Consider the following 14,866-nt stretch of genomic DNA (forward strand, 5'->3'; position numbering starts at 1 on the left):
CCCCTTCCCGCTAGCCGGATAATCAGGCCCTGTTTGTTTACCGGCATGCCAATGACCCCCATGACTCTGATTCAACGTATCGACGCGCTGCTGCCGCAGACCCAGTGCGGCAAGTGTGGGCACCCAGGCTGCAAGCCTTACGCCGAGGGCATCGCCCAGGGCGAGGCGATCAACAAGTGCCCGCCGGGTGGGCAGGAGACCATAGCGGGCCTTGCGCAATTGCTGCGTGTGCCGGTGCTGCCACTGGACATGAGCCGCGCAGAAGCTCCGGCTCAGGTCGCCTACATCCGCGAGGCTGAGTGCATCGGTTGCACCAAATGCATCCAGGCTTGCCCGGTGGATGCAATTGTGGGTGCCGCCAAGCTGATGCATACCGTGATCATGGATGAGTGCACAGGTTGCGACCTGTGTGTCGCGCCCTGCCCTGTCGACTGCATTGAGATGCGCCCAGCGGCTTCCGTGCTGCCGATTGTGGGCGACTTGGCAGCCAACGATCACCAGCGCCATGAACGTGACCTCAAGCGCGACAGGGCGCGCCGGCGCTATGAACACCGCAACACACGCCTACTGCAAGAGGAAGCACACAAGCTCGCCGAACGCTTGGCACGCGCCACGCGTACGGCGCCGGTTGCGCCTAAACAGGCCGATACCGCTCAAGCAGCCAGGGATGCAGCAGTCAAGAAAGCCAAAATCACGGTCGCAATGAGTCGCGCCCAACTGCATAAATCCTTGAAGGCGTTTGGTCATCCGCCAACCTTTGAGCAACAGTCTCAGTTGATCGTCCTGCAACAGCAGTTTGAAGCAGCTGAGCAGGCCCTTGCAGCCCTGGAAATCACCAGCCCTGCTGCCCTGCCGCCGCAAAAAGATCCGGCGCTCAAACGTGCAAAAATCCAACTGGCCATGCGCCGCGCCGAACTGAAAGAAGCGCAGGACCTGAACGCTGACGCACAGCAGTTGGCAACCTTGAGCGCAGCACTGTGTAGCGCAGAGCAAGCCTTGCATAACGCCGAAGCCGACAGTGAACAGCCCAGGCCGGACTTGCAGCGTGTGGAAAAACGCCCCATCGACGCCCAACTGCGTCAGCTGAAAACCGCTCTGGCGTATGCCCGGGCCGATGTCAGCAAATTGCAACGCCAACCTGGCGTCGGCGCAGATGAACTGAAGGCCGCACAGCGCAAGCTCGAAGAAGCGCAGCGCCAAGTCGACGCCCACCTCGGCGCTTGATCCGCGACACGCGCTGCCGGATGTAGCGGTGATGGTTTATCCTGCTCGGGTGCTCGCAGGGCCCCGAGCCTGGCCCCTATTTCACAATCACGTTGACTGCCTGCAAGGAAACGCCTGCCCCATGAATGCCGCAAAACGCCTGGAAATTTTCCGCAGGCTTCACGAAGACAATCCGGAACCCAAGACCGAACTGGCCTACACCACGCCGTTCGAGTTGCTGATTGCGGTGATCCTCTCGGCCCAATCCACGGACGTTGGCGTCAACAAGGCGACGGCGAAGCTGTACCCGGTGGCGAATACGCCCGAGGCGATCCATGCCTTGGGCGTGGAAGGCTTGTCCGAGTACATCAAGACCATCGGCCTATACAACAGCAAGGCCAAAAACGTTATCGAGACCTGCCGCCTGCTGGTCGAACTGCATGGCAGCGAAGTGCCGCAAACCCGAGAAGCCCTGGAGGCTCTGCCGGGCGTTGGCCGTAAAACCGCGAATGTGGTGCTCAACACTGCGTTCCGGCAACTGACCATGGCGGTGGACACGCATATTTTTCGCGTCAGCAACCGAACCGGCATTGCCCGCGGCAAAGATGTGGTGGAGGTGGAAAAGCAGCTGATGAAGTTTGTGCCAAAACCCTATTTGCTCGATTCCCACCACTGGCTGATCCTTCACGGACGCTATGTTTGCCAGGCACGCAAGCCCCGCTGCGGCAGCTGCCGGATCGAGGACCTGTGCGAATACAAGGAAAAAACCTCTGACGATTGAGGGATCATTGGTTTTTTTGATCAGCCGATTGAAAAAATCTTTTTTACCCTTGCATGGATTATCGTTATAAGGAGCGCCAACGGCAGTCTTAGCCCGGAGTTAACCTTATGAGCACTGGCAAAGAACAACTGGAAGTGGAAGACGACCTCGTTGAGTCGGATGACGAAGGGGCCGAAGCACCTGTGGCAGAGGTCGCCAAGACCAATTTGAGCAAACGCCGCACTATCGACAATCTTCTGGAAGAGCGACGCCTGCAAAAACAGCTGGCCGATTACGACTTCGACCTCTGATAGAGCCTTGTACGGCCGGAAGCCTCCTTTACGGAGGCTTTTTTCTGCCGGTATATCCAGAGACGCCTCCTCTAGACCAAGCCGTTGCGTTGGGCCAACTCAATCAGGTCCACCAACGAACGCGCATTGAGCTTGAGCAGCAAGCGTGTCTTGTAGGTACTGACGGTCTTGTTACTGAGAAACATCCCATCAGCGATCTCCTTGTTGGTTTTACCCCGCGCCAACTGTTGCAACACCATCATCTCGCGGCCTGACAGTCGCTCGACCATGTCGGCCTCGCTGGCGTTGCCCATGGTGGAACGTACAGAGTTGAGCGCCTGGTTCGGAAAGTAGCTATAGCCCGAAAGCACCGCTTTTATGGCACTCAGCAACTCGGTCAGGTCCTGTTGCTTGCACACATAGCCGGCAGCGCCCGCCTGCATGCAGCGCATGGAGAAATGGCCCGGTGCCTGCGACGTCAGCACCAGCACCTTGAACGGCGCCGGCTGTTTGACAGAAGACAGTCGACAAATAACTTCCAGCCCATCGAGCTTGGGAATTCCAATATCCAGTATGACAATGTCCGGCATATGCTCGCGCGCAAGTTGCAACGCATCGACACCGTTATCGGTCTCGGCAACGACCTCATAACCATGACGTTCCATTAGCATACGCACAGCAAGACGAATGACGGGATGATCATCCACGATCAGCACTTTATTCATGAGAAAGTCCAATTTCGCTGTTCGAATTATTCAGAGCAAACACAATAGCCTAGTCGTTTCATAGTTGGCATAGCTTTCACCCCCGAGTAAGAGCAAGCAGAGACCCAACCCACAACCAGCTCGGAATTAACCTACAAAAAAACGCAAACTCAGATGTATCGAGTTTTATGGAGGACTTCAGACCTTTCCGGGGTCGCACACATTTTGAGCGAAATATCCACGAATACAGATAGAGGCTGTAAACGTAGCGCACATCAGTTTGAGGAAATGCCGCTTGCTTGCAGCTTTCACCAGGCCGAGCCGGCAAAAAAGCCCTGACCATTTCAGTTCCATTCGACATATCCATTCACACTCCATATTTCCTACAGAACTTTCAACTTTCATATCAACTCAGCACTTCTGTGTGTGAATTTTCTGTAAGACATAGTTCCTATTGAGGTGTAAATAATTCATTCACGAGAACAAAAGCGTCAAATATCCCGCATCAAAGTTCTTGAGCCCTCAGCACTCAACAAACTTTAAACATTAATAAACGTGAAGGCCGACATGCATATATACAGGCAAAAAAAAATGGCCCCTTGAACAAGGGGCCATTTTTCACAACGTCTGGATCACTCAGAACAACTTACGGCCCTTGTTGGCCGCAATGCGCATGCGCAGTGCGTTCAACTTGATAAAGCCTGCCGCGTCCGCCTGGTTGTAGGCGCCGCCATCTTCTTCGAAGGTGGCGATGTTGGCGTCGAACAGCGACTCATCGGACTTGCGACCAGTAACAATCACGTTGCCCTTGTACAGCTTCAGGCGCACCACGCCGTTCACGTGGGCTTGGGAGGCGTCGATCATCTGTTGCAGCATCAGACGCTCAGGGCTCCACCAGTAGCCGGTGTAGATCAGGCTGGCGTACTTGGGCATCAGCTCGTCTTTGAGGTGAGCCACTTCTCGGTCCAGGGTGATGGACTCGATGGCGCGGTGAGCGCGCAGCATGATGGTGCCGCCCGGGGTTTCGTAGCAGCCACGGGATTTCATGCCCACGTAGCGGTTCTCGACGATGTCGAGACGGCCGATACCGTGTTCGCCGCCGATACGGTTCAGGGTCGCCAGCACGGTGGCCGGAGTCATTTCGACGCCGTCCAGCGCGACGATGTCGCCGTTGCGGTAGGTCAGTTCCAGGTACTGCGGCTTGTCGGGTGCGTTCTCCGGGGAGACGGTCCAACGCCACATGTCTTCTTCGTGCTCGGTCCAGGTGTCTTCCAGCACGCCGCCTTCATAGGAGATGTGCAGCAGGTTGGCATCCATCGAGTAAGGCGACTTCTTCTTGCCGTGACGCTCGATCGGGATCGCGTGCTTTTCAGCGTAATCCATCAGCTTTTCACGGGACAGCAGGTCCCATTCACGCCACGGGGCAATCACTTTCACGCCTGGCTTGAGTGCGTAGGCACCCAGCTCGAAACGCACCTGGTCGTTACCCTTGCCGGTAGCGCCATGGGAAATGGCGTCGGCGCCGGTTTCGTTGGCGATTTCGATCAGGCGCTTGGCGATCAGCGGACGTGCGATGGAGGTACCCAGCAGGTACTCGCCTTCGTAGACGGTGTTGGCGCGAAACATCGGGAAGACGAAATCGCGGACGAATTCTTCGCGCAGGTCGTCAATGTAGATCTCTTTCACGCCCATGGCTTGCGCCTTGGCACGTGCAGGTTCGACCTCTTCGCCCTGACCCAGGTCAGCGGTGAAGGTCACCACTTCACAGTTATAAGTATCCTGCAGCCACTTGAGGATCACCGAAGTGTCCAGGCCGCCGGAATACGCGAGAACGACCTTGTTTACGTCGGCCATGCCATCACTCCACGGGGTTGTACGGAAAGCCGTCGATTCTACCGACCAAAACCGTGGATTTACAGGGGCGCGACAGCAAATGAAGATAAAGCGACAGATTATGTCGAGCGGGCGACCGATGGTCGCGCCTTATGGCGGCACTTAAGAAGTGTGCGCCGGGTTGCTCGGGCCCGTCGCCTGAGGCGCCGGTTTCTCGGGGGCTGCTACGCGCTCAAGCTGGATATTCACGCGACGGTTGCGCGCCCGGTTCGTCGGATTGGTGTTGGGCGCCAGCGGATAACTTTCGCCGTGAAAGCGCATGGTGATCTGCGATTCCTGGATGCCGTTGGCCTTGAAGTAGTCCATGACCGCCAGGGCACGGCGGCGCGAGACGTCGCGGTTGGTCAAGCGGTTGCCGCTGTTGTCCGAATGGCCATTCAATTCGACGTGGTTGACGGTAGGGTCGGCTTTCATGAATGCCAGAATCACATCCAGCTTCTTCTTGGCCGCTGCGTCCAGCTCGATGCCCCCCCAGGGAAGCCGACTTCGGTCTGTTTTACCTGGTCGTAATTCATCGGCAGCAGCTTGGTGGTGCACAGCTGATAGTCGTTAAATGCCTTATTGAATTTGACCGGCAGCAGGCGAATTTCGGAGTAACCCCCTTCGCGCCCGTAATGCCGCACCGTCGGGCTGCGCCCTTCCAGCAAGCCGGTAAACAGCCGGCCGGCCTGGGCCTGGGAGCTATTAAAAAGCACATCGCCACTGCCGGCACGCACCGCGCCGAGGTTGATATCACCGCGCCCCGGTTGCCACGGCGCAGCTGCCGCCAACAAGGTGGCCGAGCCCGCGCCCAGCGAGCCGTTGTAGGCTTTCAGACGAAACGTTGCCTGCTCGCCGGCGCGGCGCACGAACTCACCCGAGCCGAAATCGGTGATCGGCTGGGTCAGGCGGCACTCGAACTGGTCGCCTTCCACCTTCCACTCAATATTCTCCAGACGTGTCTGGAACGTGAGGGCCATCGCAGGCAGGCTGGCGAACACACTGAGCAGGGCTAGATAATGCTGGCGCACGGGAGGCTCCACTGGTTTCTACAACACTTCAAAGCGTCATACATCGATAAGGCATACAAAAGGCTATCGGATGCATCCTGCAAAACTTGATAGCGAGTGCCTGCAAGAGTCTTTTCCGGTAGCATTCCCACCAGATTGACCCGCCTGGAATCCCCAATGTCCGACCGCCTGACCCTGCTGCGTCCCGACGACTGGCATATTCATCTTCGCGATGGTGCTGCGTTACCCCAAACCGTGGCCGATGTAGCGCGCACGTTTGGCCGCGCCATTATCATGCCTAACCTGGTACCTCCGGTGCGTAACGCCGCTGAAGCCGACGCCTATCGCCAGCGCATCCTCGCTGCCCGACCGGCCGGCAGCCGCTTCGAACCGTTGATGGTGCTCTACCTCACAGACCGCACCCAGCCTGAAGAAATTCGCGCAGCCAAGGCGACTGGCTTCGTGCACGCCGCCAAGCTGTACCCGGCGGGCGCGACCACCAACTCCGACTCCGGCGTGACCAGTATCGACAAGATCCTGCCGGCGATCGAAGCCATGGCGCAAGTCGGTATGCCGCTGCTGATCCACGGTGAAGTCACCCGTGGCGATGTGGACGTGTTTGATCGCGAGAAGATCTTCATCGATGAGCACATGCGCCGCGTGGTCGAGATGTTCCCGACCCTGAAAGTGGTGTTCGAACACATCACCACCGCCGACGCCGTGCAGTTCGTCAACGAGGCTTCGGCCAATGTGGGCGCGACCATCACCGCGCATCACCTGCTGTACAACCGCAACCACATGCTGGTGGGCGGGATTCGGCCGCACTTCTATTGCCTGCCGATCCTCAAGCGCAACACCCATCAGGTGGCCTTGCTGGATGCCGCCACCAGCGGCAGCCCGAAGTTTTTCCTCGGCACCGACTCCGCACCGCACGCCCAACACGCCAAAGAAGCCGCGTGCGGCTGTGCCGGTTGCTACACCGCCTATGCAGCCATCGAGCTGTATGCCGAAGCCTTCGAACAGCGCAATGCCCTCGACAAGCTCGAAGCGTTCGCCAGCCTCAACGGCCCGCGATTCTACGGCCTGCCGGCGAATACCGATCGCATTACCCTGGTCCGTGAAGACTGGACCGCCCCTGCCAGCCTGCCGTTTGGCGAGCTGACTGTTATCCCGCTGCGCGCCGGTGAAACACTGCGCTGGCGCCTGCTGGAGGAAAGCAAGTGAGTGAAGACCATTACGACGACGAACACGAGCACAGTGGTGGCGGCTCCCGTCACCCGATGGCCGAGCGGTTTCGCGGCTATCTGCCGGTTGTCATCGACGTAGAGACCGGTGGCTTCAACTGCGCCACCGACGCCCTGCTGGAAATCGCCGCGACCACCATCGGCATGGACGAACAGGGTTTTGTGTTCCCCGAACATACCCACTTCTTCCGCGTCGAGCCGTTTGAAGGCGCGAATATCGAAGCGGCGGCCCTGGAATTCACCGGGATCAAGCTCGATCACCCCCTACGCATGGCGGTGAGTGAAGAAGCGGCGCTGACCGATATCTTCCGTGGCGTGCGCAAGGCGTTGAAGGCCAATGGCTGCAAACGCGCGATCCTGGTGGGCCACAACAGCAGCTTCGATTTGGGCTTCCTGAATGCCGCCGTGGCGCGTCTGGACATGAAGCGCAACCCGTTTCATCCCTTCTCCAGCTTCGACACCGCCACCCTGGCCGGCCTGGCGTATGGCCAGACCGTGCTGGCGAAAGCCTGCCAGGCGGCCGGTATCGACTTTGACGGGCGCGAGGCTCACTCGGCACGCTACGACACCGAGAAGACTGCCGAGCTGTTCTGCGGCATCGTCAACCGCTGGAAGCAAATGGGCGGCTGGGAAGACTTCAACGACTGAGGCCCAGGCAAGCTTTGTGGCGAGCGGGCTTGCCCGCGTTGGGCTGCGTAGCAGCCCCAAAACCTGACACCGCGGTTTGCCGAGTAAACTGTGGCGGTCTTATTGGGGCCGCTTCGCAGCCCAACGCGGGCAAGCCCGCTCGCCACAATAAGCATGCTCGTCACAGGGTTGAATCCTGCGCATAAAAAAACCGGCCTTCTCAGGCCGGTTTTTTTGTACCTCGACGCGGGCTTACAGCTTGCCGGCGTTCTCGGTCAGGTAAGCCGCAACGCCTTCTGGCGAAGCGTTCATGCCTTTGTCGCCTTTTTTCCAGTTGGCAGGGCAAACTTCGCCGTGCTCTTCGTGAAATTGCAGCGCGTCAACCAGACGGATCAGCTCTTCCATGTTACGGCCCAGCGGCAGGTCGTTGATGATCTGGGAGCGCACAACGCCCTTGTCGTCGATCAGGAACGCGCCACGGAACGCCACGCCGCCTTCGGACTCAACGTCGTAGGCCTTGGCGATGTCGTGCTTCATGTCGGCAGCCATGGTGTATTTGACTTTGCCGATGCCGCCATCATTGATGGCAGTGTTGCGCCAGGCGTTGTGGGTGAAATGGGAGTCGATGGAAACGGCTACCACTTCAACGTTACGCGCCTTGAAATCGTCCATGCGGTGGTCCAGAGCGATCAGCTCCGAAGGGCAGACGAAGGTGAAGTCCAGCGGGTAGAAGAATACCAGGCCGTATTTGCCTTTGATGGCTTCAGACAGTTTGAAGCTGTCAACGATTTCGCCATTGCCGAGGACGGCAGGTACGTCGAAATCCGGGGCTTGTTTGCCGACGAGTACGCTCATTGGATATCTCCTGATATAGGGGTGACGATTGAAGTAAAAGGACCGGACCAAGTCTGGCGCAGATAAGCGACAGCCCTGTGACGCAGTCACGCTTCGTGAAGACCGACCATCATACACTGAAAAAACCGTTCGTCAGTGAGCCCGCCGCCCCCCGGCAATACCCTGCGAATCTACTTTGACAATCATTCTCGTTAACATTAAGATCCATCGCACTTAAGCCTTAAACCCGCGACGGTTCTCCCTTATGTATGTGTGCCTCTGTACTGGCGTCACCGACGGACAAATCCGCGAAGCAATCTATGAAGGTTGCTGCAGCTACAAGGAAGTGCGTGAAACCACCGGCGTTGCCAGCCAGTGCGGGAAATGTGCTTGCCTGGCCAAGCAAGTGGTACGCGAAACCCTGACGCAGCTGCAGACAGCCCAGGCCGCGCTACCCTATTCAGCAGAATTTACACACGCTTAAATCAGCGTGTTTTAAAGAACCGGACTTAGTGTCCGGTTTTTTTATGCCAGCAATTCAATTAGTTAGCGCCAAGACGCGGAACACAAACATTCTTATTCCGATTAATTTTCATTTATTATTCAATAACTTAGGTTTGACACTAGGGATTTCGCCGCTCAAACTCCGCCTTATACACAGCTATTACAGGGCAGGACCCCAGTCATGAAAGGCGACATCTCAGTCATCCAGCAACTCAACAAAATCCTTGCCAATGAACTGGTCGCGATCAATCAGTACTTTCTGCATGCACGCATGTATGACGATTGGGGCCTGGAAAAGCTCGGCAAGCGTGAATACAAAGAATCCATCAAAGCCATGAAGGACGCGGACGCGCTGATCAAGCGCATCTTGTTCCTGGAAGGTCTGCCAAACGTGCAGGACCTGGGCAAGCTGAACATCGGCGAGCACACCCAGGAAATGATCAGCAGCGACCTGGGTTTTGAACGCAAGAGCCACAGCGACCTCAAGGCCGCCATCGCACACTGCGAAACCAAGGGCGACTTCGGCAGCCGTGAACTGCTGGAAGACATCCTGGAAGATCAGGAAGAGCATATCGACTGGCTGGAAACCCAACTGGGCCTGATCGACAAGGTCAGCCTGGAGAACTACCTGCAATCGCAGATGGGTGAATAACCCGTAGTTCAACAGTCACAAAAAAGCCCCGCTCTCCTTGGAGAAGCGGGGCTTTTTATTGCATGGCTTTTTACAAGTGCATCACGCGTCAGTCTTGGCTGCCGCGTTTGCCGCTGCATCCTTGATCAGCGCCTGCAACGAACCGTCAGCTGCCATTTCAGTGATGATGTCGCTACCGCCGACCAGCTCACCGGCCACCCACAATTGTGGGAAGGTTGGCCAGTTGGCGTACTTTGGCAGGTTGGCGCGGATTTCCGGGTTTTGCAGGATATCCACGTAAGCGAATTTCTCGCCACACGCCATGATGGCCTGGGACGCCTTCGCGGAGAAACCGCACTGAGGAGCGTTCGGAGCGCCCTTCATGTAAAGCAGAATGGTGTTGTTGGCAATCTGCTCTTTGATCGTTTCGATGATATCCATGGAACACCTCGGCTGGAACTTTGCGACTCACAGGTCGGCACGGTGGCGCATTGTAACGCAAAATCCCAGCGTGGTGCTCGGGCACCTTATGCAGCGGCCACCTGCACCGGCACCCCGTTCAGCGCGGCGTTGCCCGACAATTCATCCAACTGCCGCTCGTCGGTCAAGTCATTCGCACTCGCCCCTGGCTGCCCGCTGGCGATGCTCATCTGCACGCCCGGGCGCCCATGCCCCCAGCCATGGGGCAGGCTGACCACGCCGGGCATCATGTCCACGCTGGCGACGACTTCCACCTCAATCATGCCGATGCGCGAACTCACACGCACCCGCTGGCCATCACTCAACTGACGACTGCTCAGGTCGTCGGGATGCATCAGCAACTGGTGCCGAGGCTTGCCCTTCACCAGCCGGTGATAGTTGTGCATCCAGGAATTATTGCTGCGCACATGGCGACGGCCGATCAGCAGCAGTTCGTCGGCCACCGGCATCGGCTGCGCCGCGAACCGCGCCAGGTCCGCAAGGATTACTGCCGGTGCGGCCTGCACCTTGCCGTCTGCGGTTTTCAAACGGGCGGCCAGGTTGGGCTTGAGCGGCCCCAGGTCCACGCCATGCGGATGATCCGCCAGCATCGCGACCGACAGCTTATGCGTGGAGGCATCACCGTACACGCCTGCGCGAAGCCCGAAGTCGATCATCTGCGCCGGAGGCATTGTCGGCTTGAGCGCGACGCCAGTCTGCGCGGCAAACGCCTTGGCCAGGCCGACGAAAATCTCCCAGTCGTGCAGCGCCCCCGTCGGTTTGGGCAAAATGGCGCGATTGAAGCGCGTGATGTTCCGCACGGCGAACATATTGAACGTGGTGTCGTAGTGGTCATTTTCCAACGCCGAGGTGGAGGGCAGGATCAGGTCGGCGTAGCGCGTGGTCTCGTTGATGTACAAGTCAATGCTGACCATGAACTCCAACCCATCCAGCGCCTGCTCCAGCTGCCGCCCGTTCGGTGTCGAGAGAACAGGGTTACCCGCCACGGTCACCAAGGCGCGGATTTGCCCTTCGCCTTCGGTGAGCATTTCTTCCGCCAGGGCGGACACCGGTAATTCGCCGCCGTACTCTGGACGCCCGGAAACCCGGCTCTGCCAGCGATTGAAATGCCCGCCGCCGGTCGAGGCCACCAGGTCCACCGCCGGCGTGGTGCACAAGGCGCCACCGACACGGTCGAGGTTGCCGGTCACCAGGTTGATCAACTGCACCAACCAATGACACAGCGTGCCAAACGCCTGGGTCGATACGCCCATGCGCCCATAACACACCGCCTTGTCCGCCGCCGCAAAATCCCGCGCCAGCTGGCGGATCTGCTCGGCAGGCACCGCACACTGGCGGCTCATGGCCTCGGCGGTAAATCCGGCAATCGCCAGGCGCACGTCTTCCAGGCCCTCGATCGGCAAATGGCTGTCGCGGGTCAGATTTTCGCTAAACAGAGTGTTGAGCACGCCGAACAACAGCGCCGCATCGCCGCCGGGCCGCACGAACAGATGCTGATCGGCGATCGCCGCCGTTTCACTGCGCCGCGGGTCGACCACCACCACTTTGCCGCCCCGCGCCTGAATCGCCTTGAGGCGCTTTTCCACGTCTGGCACGGTCATGATGCTGCCGTTGGACGCCAACGGGTTGCCGCCCAGGATCAGCATGAAATCGGTGTGATCGATGTCCGGTATCGGCAACAACAGGCCATGGCCGTACATGAGGTGGCTGCTGAGGTGATGCGGCAACTGGTCAACCGAGGTCGCGGAAAACCGATTGCGCGTCTTGAGCTGGCCGAGGAAGTAGTTGCTGTGGGTCATCAGCCCGTAGTTGTGCACGCTGGGGTTGCCTTGATACACCGCGACCGCATTCTGCCCATGGCGCGCCTGGATGCCCGCCAGCCGTTCGGCTACCAGCGCAAAGGCGTCTTCCCACGGGATGGGTTGCCATTCGCTGCCGACGCGCAACATGGGCTGGTGCAGGCGGTCCGGGTCGTTCTGGATATCCTGCAGGGCCACGGCCTTGGGGCAGATATGCCCACGGCTGAAGGTGTCCAGCGGGTCGCCCTTGATCGAGGTGATCGCCAGGCTGCCGTCGTCGGCTTGGGTGGTTTCAAGCGTCAGGCCACAGATGGCCTCACACAGATGGCAGGCACGGTGGTGGAGAGTCTTGGTCATGGCCAGTCTCTGTTATGGGCTTTGGCCCAACTATGGCCCCCGACCGGGATGCGCACCAGCAACGTCAGCCCTGTGAATCGAGGGGCATAGGCCAGACCATGTGCAAATGTTTCAAAACCTTGCACACGGCCTCTGAAACCGACGCAGCCTGGCCTGGGCCCGCCCTCACACATTGCAAAAGGTCTCGGGGCCAGTGTACAAATGGGCCGCTGCTGTCTGGAATCCGTCTTCAAAAGCGCTCCGGCGCCCTGCTTGAACACCCTTAAAAACCGTAGCCCTATTGGTAAGACGCGACATTTAATTATAAGATCGCGCCTTCCCCTATTTCGTCGCCCCGTGCGGCTTTCGCCGCAGGTCTCGCCCGTTGTCACAATAAACAAGGCTTTGAGTATCTGCGGTCTGTTGCAAAAAGGTAGTTAATGATGAGCGCAAGGCACTTTCTCTCCCTGATGGATTGCACGCCCGAAGAGCTGGTCAGCGTGATCCGTCGAGGCATTGAGCTTAAAGACCTGCGTAACCGCGGCGTACTGTTCGAGCCTTTGAAAAACCGCGTGCTCGGGATGATTTTCGAGAAGTCGTCGACCCGCACCCGCGTGTCCTTCGAAGCCGGCATGATCCAACTGGGTGGCCAGGCCATCTTCCTGTCATCGCGTGATACCCAACTGGGCCGTGGCGAACCGATCGCCGATGCTGCACGCGTGATGTCGCGCATGCTCGATGCGGTGATGATCCGTACCTTTGCCCACAGCACCGTGACCGAATTTTCCGCCAACTCCCGGGTACCGGTGATCAACGGCCTGTCCGATGACCTGCACCCGTGCCAGTTGCTGGCCGATATGCAAACGTTCCTGGAGCACCGTGGTTCGATCCAAGGCAAGACCGTGGCCTGGATCGGCGACGGCAATAACATGTGCAACAGCTATATAGAAGCGGCGATCCAGTTCGACTTCCAACTGCGCGTTGCCTGCCCGGAAGGCTACGAGCCGGATGCGCGTTTCCTGGCACAGGCCGGTGATCGCGTGACCATCGTGCGCGACCCGCGTGACGCGGTGATCGGTGCGCACCTGGTGAGCACCGACGTGTGGACCTCCATGGGCCAGGAAGAAGAAACCGCGAAGCGCCTGGCCCTGTTCGCGCCGTTCCAAGTGACCCGCGCCCTGCTCGACCTGGCCGCGCCGGACGTGCTGTTCATGCACTGCCTGCCCGCGCACCGTGGCGAGGAAATCAGCCTCGACCTGCTCGACGATGAACGCTCGGTGGCCTGGGACCAGGCTGAAAACCGCCTGCACGCGCAGAAGGCCCTGCTCGAATTCCTCGTCCCGCCGTCGTACCACCACGCATGAGCCAGCCCTTCCTGCTGAACCTGCGCAATCTGGCATGCGGCTATCAAGATCAACGCGTGGTGCAGAACCTCAACCTGCACCTCAACGCCGGCGACATCGGTTGCCTGCTGGGCTCCTCGGGCTGCGGCAAAACCACCACCTTGCGTGCAATCGCCGGGTTTGAGCCGGTGCATGAAGGTGAAATCAGCCTGGCCGGCGAAGTAATCTCCACCGCCGGATTCACCCTGGCACCGGAGAAACGTCGAATCGGCATGGTGTTCCAGGACTACGCGCTGTTTCCCCACCTCAGCGTGGCCGACAACATTGCGTTCGGCATTCGCAAGCACCCGCAAAAAGACCGGGTGGTCGCTGAGCTGCTGGAGCTGGTCAACCTGAAAAACCTTGGCAAGCGCTTTCCCCACGAGCTTTCGGGCGGCCAACAGCAGCGTGTGGCCCTGGCCCGTGCCCTGGCGCCGGAGCCGCAACTGTTGCTGCTGGATGAACCTTTCTCCAACCTCGACGGCGAACTGCGGCGCAAGCTCAGCCACGAAGTGCGTGAGATTCTCAAGGCTCGCGGCACCAGTGCGATCCTGGTGACCCATGATCAGGAAGAGGCATTCGCCGTGAGTGATCAGGTGGGTGTGTTCAAGGAAGGCCGGCTTGAACAGTGGGACACGCCCTACAACCTCTACCACGAACCGCAAACGCCATATGTCGCCAGCTTTATCGGCCAGGGTTATTTCATCCGTGGCCAACTGAGCTCGCCGGAATCGGTCAGTACCGAGCTGGGCGACCTGCGGGGTAATCGCGCCTACAACTGGCCTACGGGCGGCGCGGTGGATGTGTTGCTGCGCCCCGACGATATTGTCTACGCGCCGGACAGCGCGTTGAAAGCGCGGATTGTCGGCAAAACCTTCCTGGGCGCTTCGACCCTGTATCGCCTGCAACTGCCAACGGGTGCACAGCTGGAGTCGATTTTCCCCAGCCATGCCGACCATCCGGTCGGAGCGGAGGTGGGCATTCGCGTGGCCGCCGAACATCTGGTGCTGTTCCAGGCTTCGGGCAGCGTCGCGGCGCATATTCCTCAATCCGATTCTGGTGTGCGGCGCTACAGCCACGCCACCTGACGAAACCGGATCAAAACAGGTGGGAGCTGGCTTGCTCGCGAATGCGGTTTTTCAGCAACGAATCGGATGCCTGACACTCCGCTTTCGCGAGCAAGCCCGCTC

General features: G+C 59.0%; 14 protein-coding genes and 1 pseudogene. 9 read left to right on the top strand and 6 right to left on the bottom strand.

All coding sequences use genetic code 11. The features are described from left to right. Window positions 1-60: 60 nt before the first annotated feature. The 3 genes from rsxB to LRS56_20540 all read left to right on the top strand — a co-directional run bounded on the left by rsxB (window position 61) and on the right by LRS56_20540 (window position 2,274). Complete coding sequence (rsxB, locus tag LRS56_20530; protein ID WDU61212.1) at window positions 61-1,224, top strand: electron transport complex subunit RsxB; 1,164 nt, start codon at window positions 61-63, stop codon at window positions 1,222-1,224. A 121-nt stretch (window positions 1,225-1,345) separates the two neighbouring features. Further along, window positions 1,346-1,984, top strand: a complete 639-nt coding sequence (gene nth / locus LRS56_20535) for an endonuclease III (GenBank protein ID WDU61213.1) — start codon at window positions 1,346-1,348, stop codon at window positions 1,982-1,984. A 107-nt stretch (window positions 1,985-2,091) separates the two neighbouring features. Further along, a complete protein-coding gene (locus LRS56_20540) occupies window positions 2,092-2,274 on the top strand; it encodes a hypothetical protein (GenBank protein ID WDU61214.1) in 183 nt (60 codons plus the stop codon). A 71-nt stretch (window positions 2,275-2,345) separates the two neighbouring features. Here LRS56_20540 and LRS56_20545 read toward each other — a convergent pair whose 3' ends face one another. From LRS56_20545 to LRS56_20555, 3 genes and pseudogenes are all read right to left on the bottom strand, one after another. Continuing rightward, window positions 2,346-2,978 carry a response regulator transcription factor gene (locus tag LRS56_20545; protein WDU61215.1) on the bottom strand — a complete coding sequence of 211 codons (633 nt, stop codon included), beginning with the start codon at window positions 2,976-2,978 and terminating at the stop codon, window positions 2,346-2,348. A gap of 615 nt (window positions 2,979-3,593) precedes the next feature. After that, window positions 3,594-4,811: an argininosuccinate synthase gene (locus LRS56_20550; protein ID WDU61216.1), complete on the bottom strand. Its 1,218-nt coding sequence runs from the start codon at window positions 4,809-4,811 to the stop codon at window positions 3,594-3,596. Window positions 4,812-4,952: 141 nt separating this feature from the next. Beyond that, window positions 4,953-5,860: pseudogene (locus tag LRS56_20555) on the bottom strand (OmpA family protein). A 156-nt stretch (window positions 5,861-6,016) separates the two neighbouring features. On the opposite strand from LRS56_20555, the gene pyrC reads away from it, so the two are divergent. Both pyrC and rnt read left to right on the top strand, forming a co-directional pair. Then, complete coding sequence (gene pyrC / locus LRS56_20560; GenBank protein WDU61217.1) at window positions 6,017-7,063, top strand: dihydroorotase; 1,047 nt, start codon at window positions 6,017-6,019, stop codon at window positions 7,061-7,063. Beyond that, complete coding sequence (rnt, locus tag LRS56_20565; GenBank protein ID WDU61218.1) at window positions 7,060-7,731, top strand: ribonuclease T; 672 nt, start codon at window positions 7,060-7,062, stop codon at window positions 7,729-7,731. Before pyrC ends, rnt begins: the two co-directional genes overlap by 4 nt. Before the next feature lie 231 nt (window positions 7,732-7,962). On the opposite strand, the gene LRS56_20570 is transcribed toward rnt, so the two are convergent. Beyond that, window positions 7,963-8,565, bottom strand: coding sequence for a peroxiredoxin (locus LRS56_20570; protein ID WDU61219.1), 603 nt, complete (start codon window positions 8,563-8,565; stop codon window positions 7,963-7,965). 244 nt (window positions 8,566-8,809) lie between these two features. On the opposite strand from LRS56_20570, the gene LRS56_20575 reads away from it, so the two are divergent. Both LRS56_20575 and bfr read left to right on the top strand, forming a co-directional pair. Next, complete coding sequence (locus LRS56_20575) at window positions 8,810-9,028, top strand: bacterioferritin-associated ferredoxin (GenBank protein ID WDU61220.1); 219 nt, start codon at window positions 8,810-8,812, stop codon at window positions 9,026-9,028. Between the two features lie 201 nt (window positions 9,029-9,229). Continuing rightward, complete coding sequence (bfr, locus tag LRS56_20580; protein WDU61221.1) at window positions 9,230-9,700, top strand: bacterioferritin; 471 nt, start codon at window positions 9,230-9,232, stop codon at window positions 9,698-9,700. Window positions 9,701-9,781: 81 nt separating this feature from the next. On the opposite strand, the gene grxD is transcribed toward bfr, so the two are convergent. Continuing rightward, window positions 9,782-10,120, bottom strand: coding sequence for a Grx4 family monothiol glutaredoxin (grxD, locus tag LRS56_20585; protein WDU61222.1), 339 nt, complete (start codon window positions 10,118-10,120; stop codon window positions 9,782-9,784). 86 nt (window positions 10,121-10,206) lie between these two features. Then, complete coding sequence (locus tag LRS56_20590; GenBank protein ID WDU61223.1) at window positions 10,207-12,315, bottom strand: molybdopterin oxidoreductase family protein; 2,109 nt, start codon at window positions 12,313-12,315, stop codon at window positions 10,207-10,209. A 422-nt stretch (window positions 12,316-12,737) separates the two neighbouring features. Here LRS56_20590 and argF point away from each other — a divergent pair, with 422 nt between their 5' ends. Both argF and LRS56_20600 read left to right on the top strand, forming a co-directional pair. Further along, complete coding sequence (gene argF / locus LRS56_20595; protein WDU61224.1) at window positions 12,738-13,658, top strand: ornithine carbamoyltransferase; 921 nt, start codon at window positions 12,738-12,740, stop codon at window positions 13,656-13,658. Then, the gene (locus tag LRS56_20600; GenBank protein ID WDU61225.1) at window positions 13,655-14,764 is read left to right on the top strand and encodes an ABC transporter ATP-binding protein; all 1,110 of its coding nucleotides are present in this window, start codon (window positions 13,655-13,657) and stop codon (window positions 14,762-14,764) included. The genes argF and LRS56_20600 overlap by 4 nt, the downstream gene beginning before the upstream one ends. The last annotated feature ends 102 nt before the right edge of the window (window positions 14,765-14,866 follow it).

It is taken from the genome of Pseudomonas poae, from assembly GCA_028869255.1.
Classification (GTDB): domain Bacteria; phylum Pseudomonadota; class Gammaproteobacteria; order Pseudomonadales; family Pseudomonadaceae; genus Aquipseudomonas; species Aquipseudomonas poae_C.

Bases quoted from the DNA above. Each gene is read 5' to 3' on its own strand.
- grxD (WDU61222.1), bottom strand. From the start codon at position 10,120: ATGGATATCATCGAAACGATCAAAGAGCAGATTGCCAACAACACCATT.
- bfr (WDU61221.1), top strand. From the start codon at position 9,230: ATGAAAGGCGACATCTCAGTCATCCAGCAACTCAACAAAATCCTTGCC.
- argF (WDU61224.1), top strand. From the start codon at position 12,738: ATGAGCGCAAGGCACTTTCTCTCCCTGATGGATTGCACGCCCGAAGAG.
- LRS56_20575 (WDU61220.1), top strand. From the start codon at position 8,810: ATGTATGTGTGCCTCTGTACTGGCGTCACCGACGGACAAATCCGCGAA.
- nth (WDU61213.1), top strand. From the start codon at position 1,346: ATGAATGCCGCAAAACGCCTGGAAATTTTCCGCAGGCTTCACGAAGAC.
- LRS56_20570 (WDU61219.1), bottom strand. From the start codon at position 8,565: ATGAGCGTACTCGTCGGCAAACAAGCCCCGGATTTCGACGTACCTGCC.
- LRS56_20590 (WDU61223.1), bottom strand. From the start codon at position 12,315: ATGACCAAGACTCTCCACCACCGTGCCTGCCATCTGTGTGAGGCCATC.
- LRS56_20600 (WDU61225.1), top strand. From the start codon at position 13,655: ATGAGCCAGCCCTTCCTGCTGAACCTGCGCAATCTGGCATGCGGCTAT.
- LRS56_20545 (WDU61215.1), bottom strand. From the start codon at position 2,978: ATGAATAAAGTGCTGATCGTGGATGATCATCCCGTCATTCGTCTTGCT.
- LRS56_20540 (WDU61214.1), top strand. From the start codon at position 2,092: ATGAGCACTGGCAAAGAACAACTGGAAGTGGAAGACGACCTCGTTGAG.
- rsxB (WDU61212.1), top strand. From the start codon at position 61: ATGACTCTGATTCAACGTATCGACGCGCTGCTGCCGCAGACCCAGTGC.
- LRS56_20550 (WDU61216.1), bottom strand. From the start codon at position 4,811: ATGGCCGACGTAAACAAGGTCGTTCTCGCGTATTCCGGCGGCCTGGAC.
- pyrC (WDU61217.1), top strand. From the start codon at position 6,017: ATGTCCGACCGCCTGACCCTGCTGCGTCCCGACGACTGGCATATTCAT.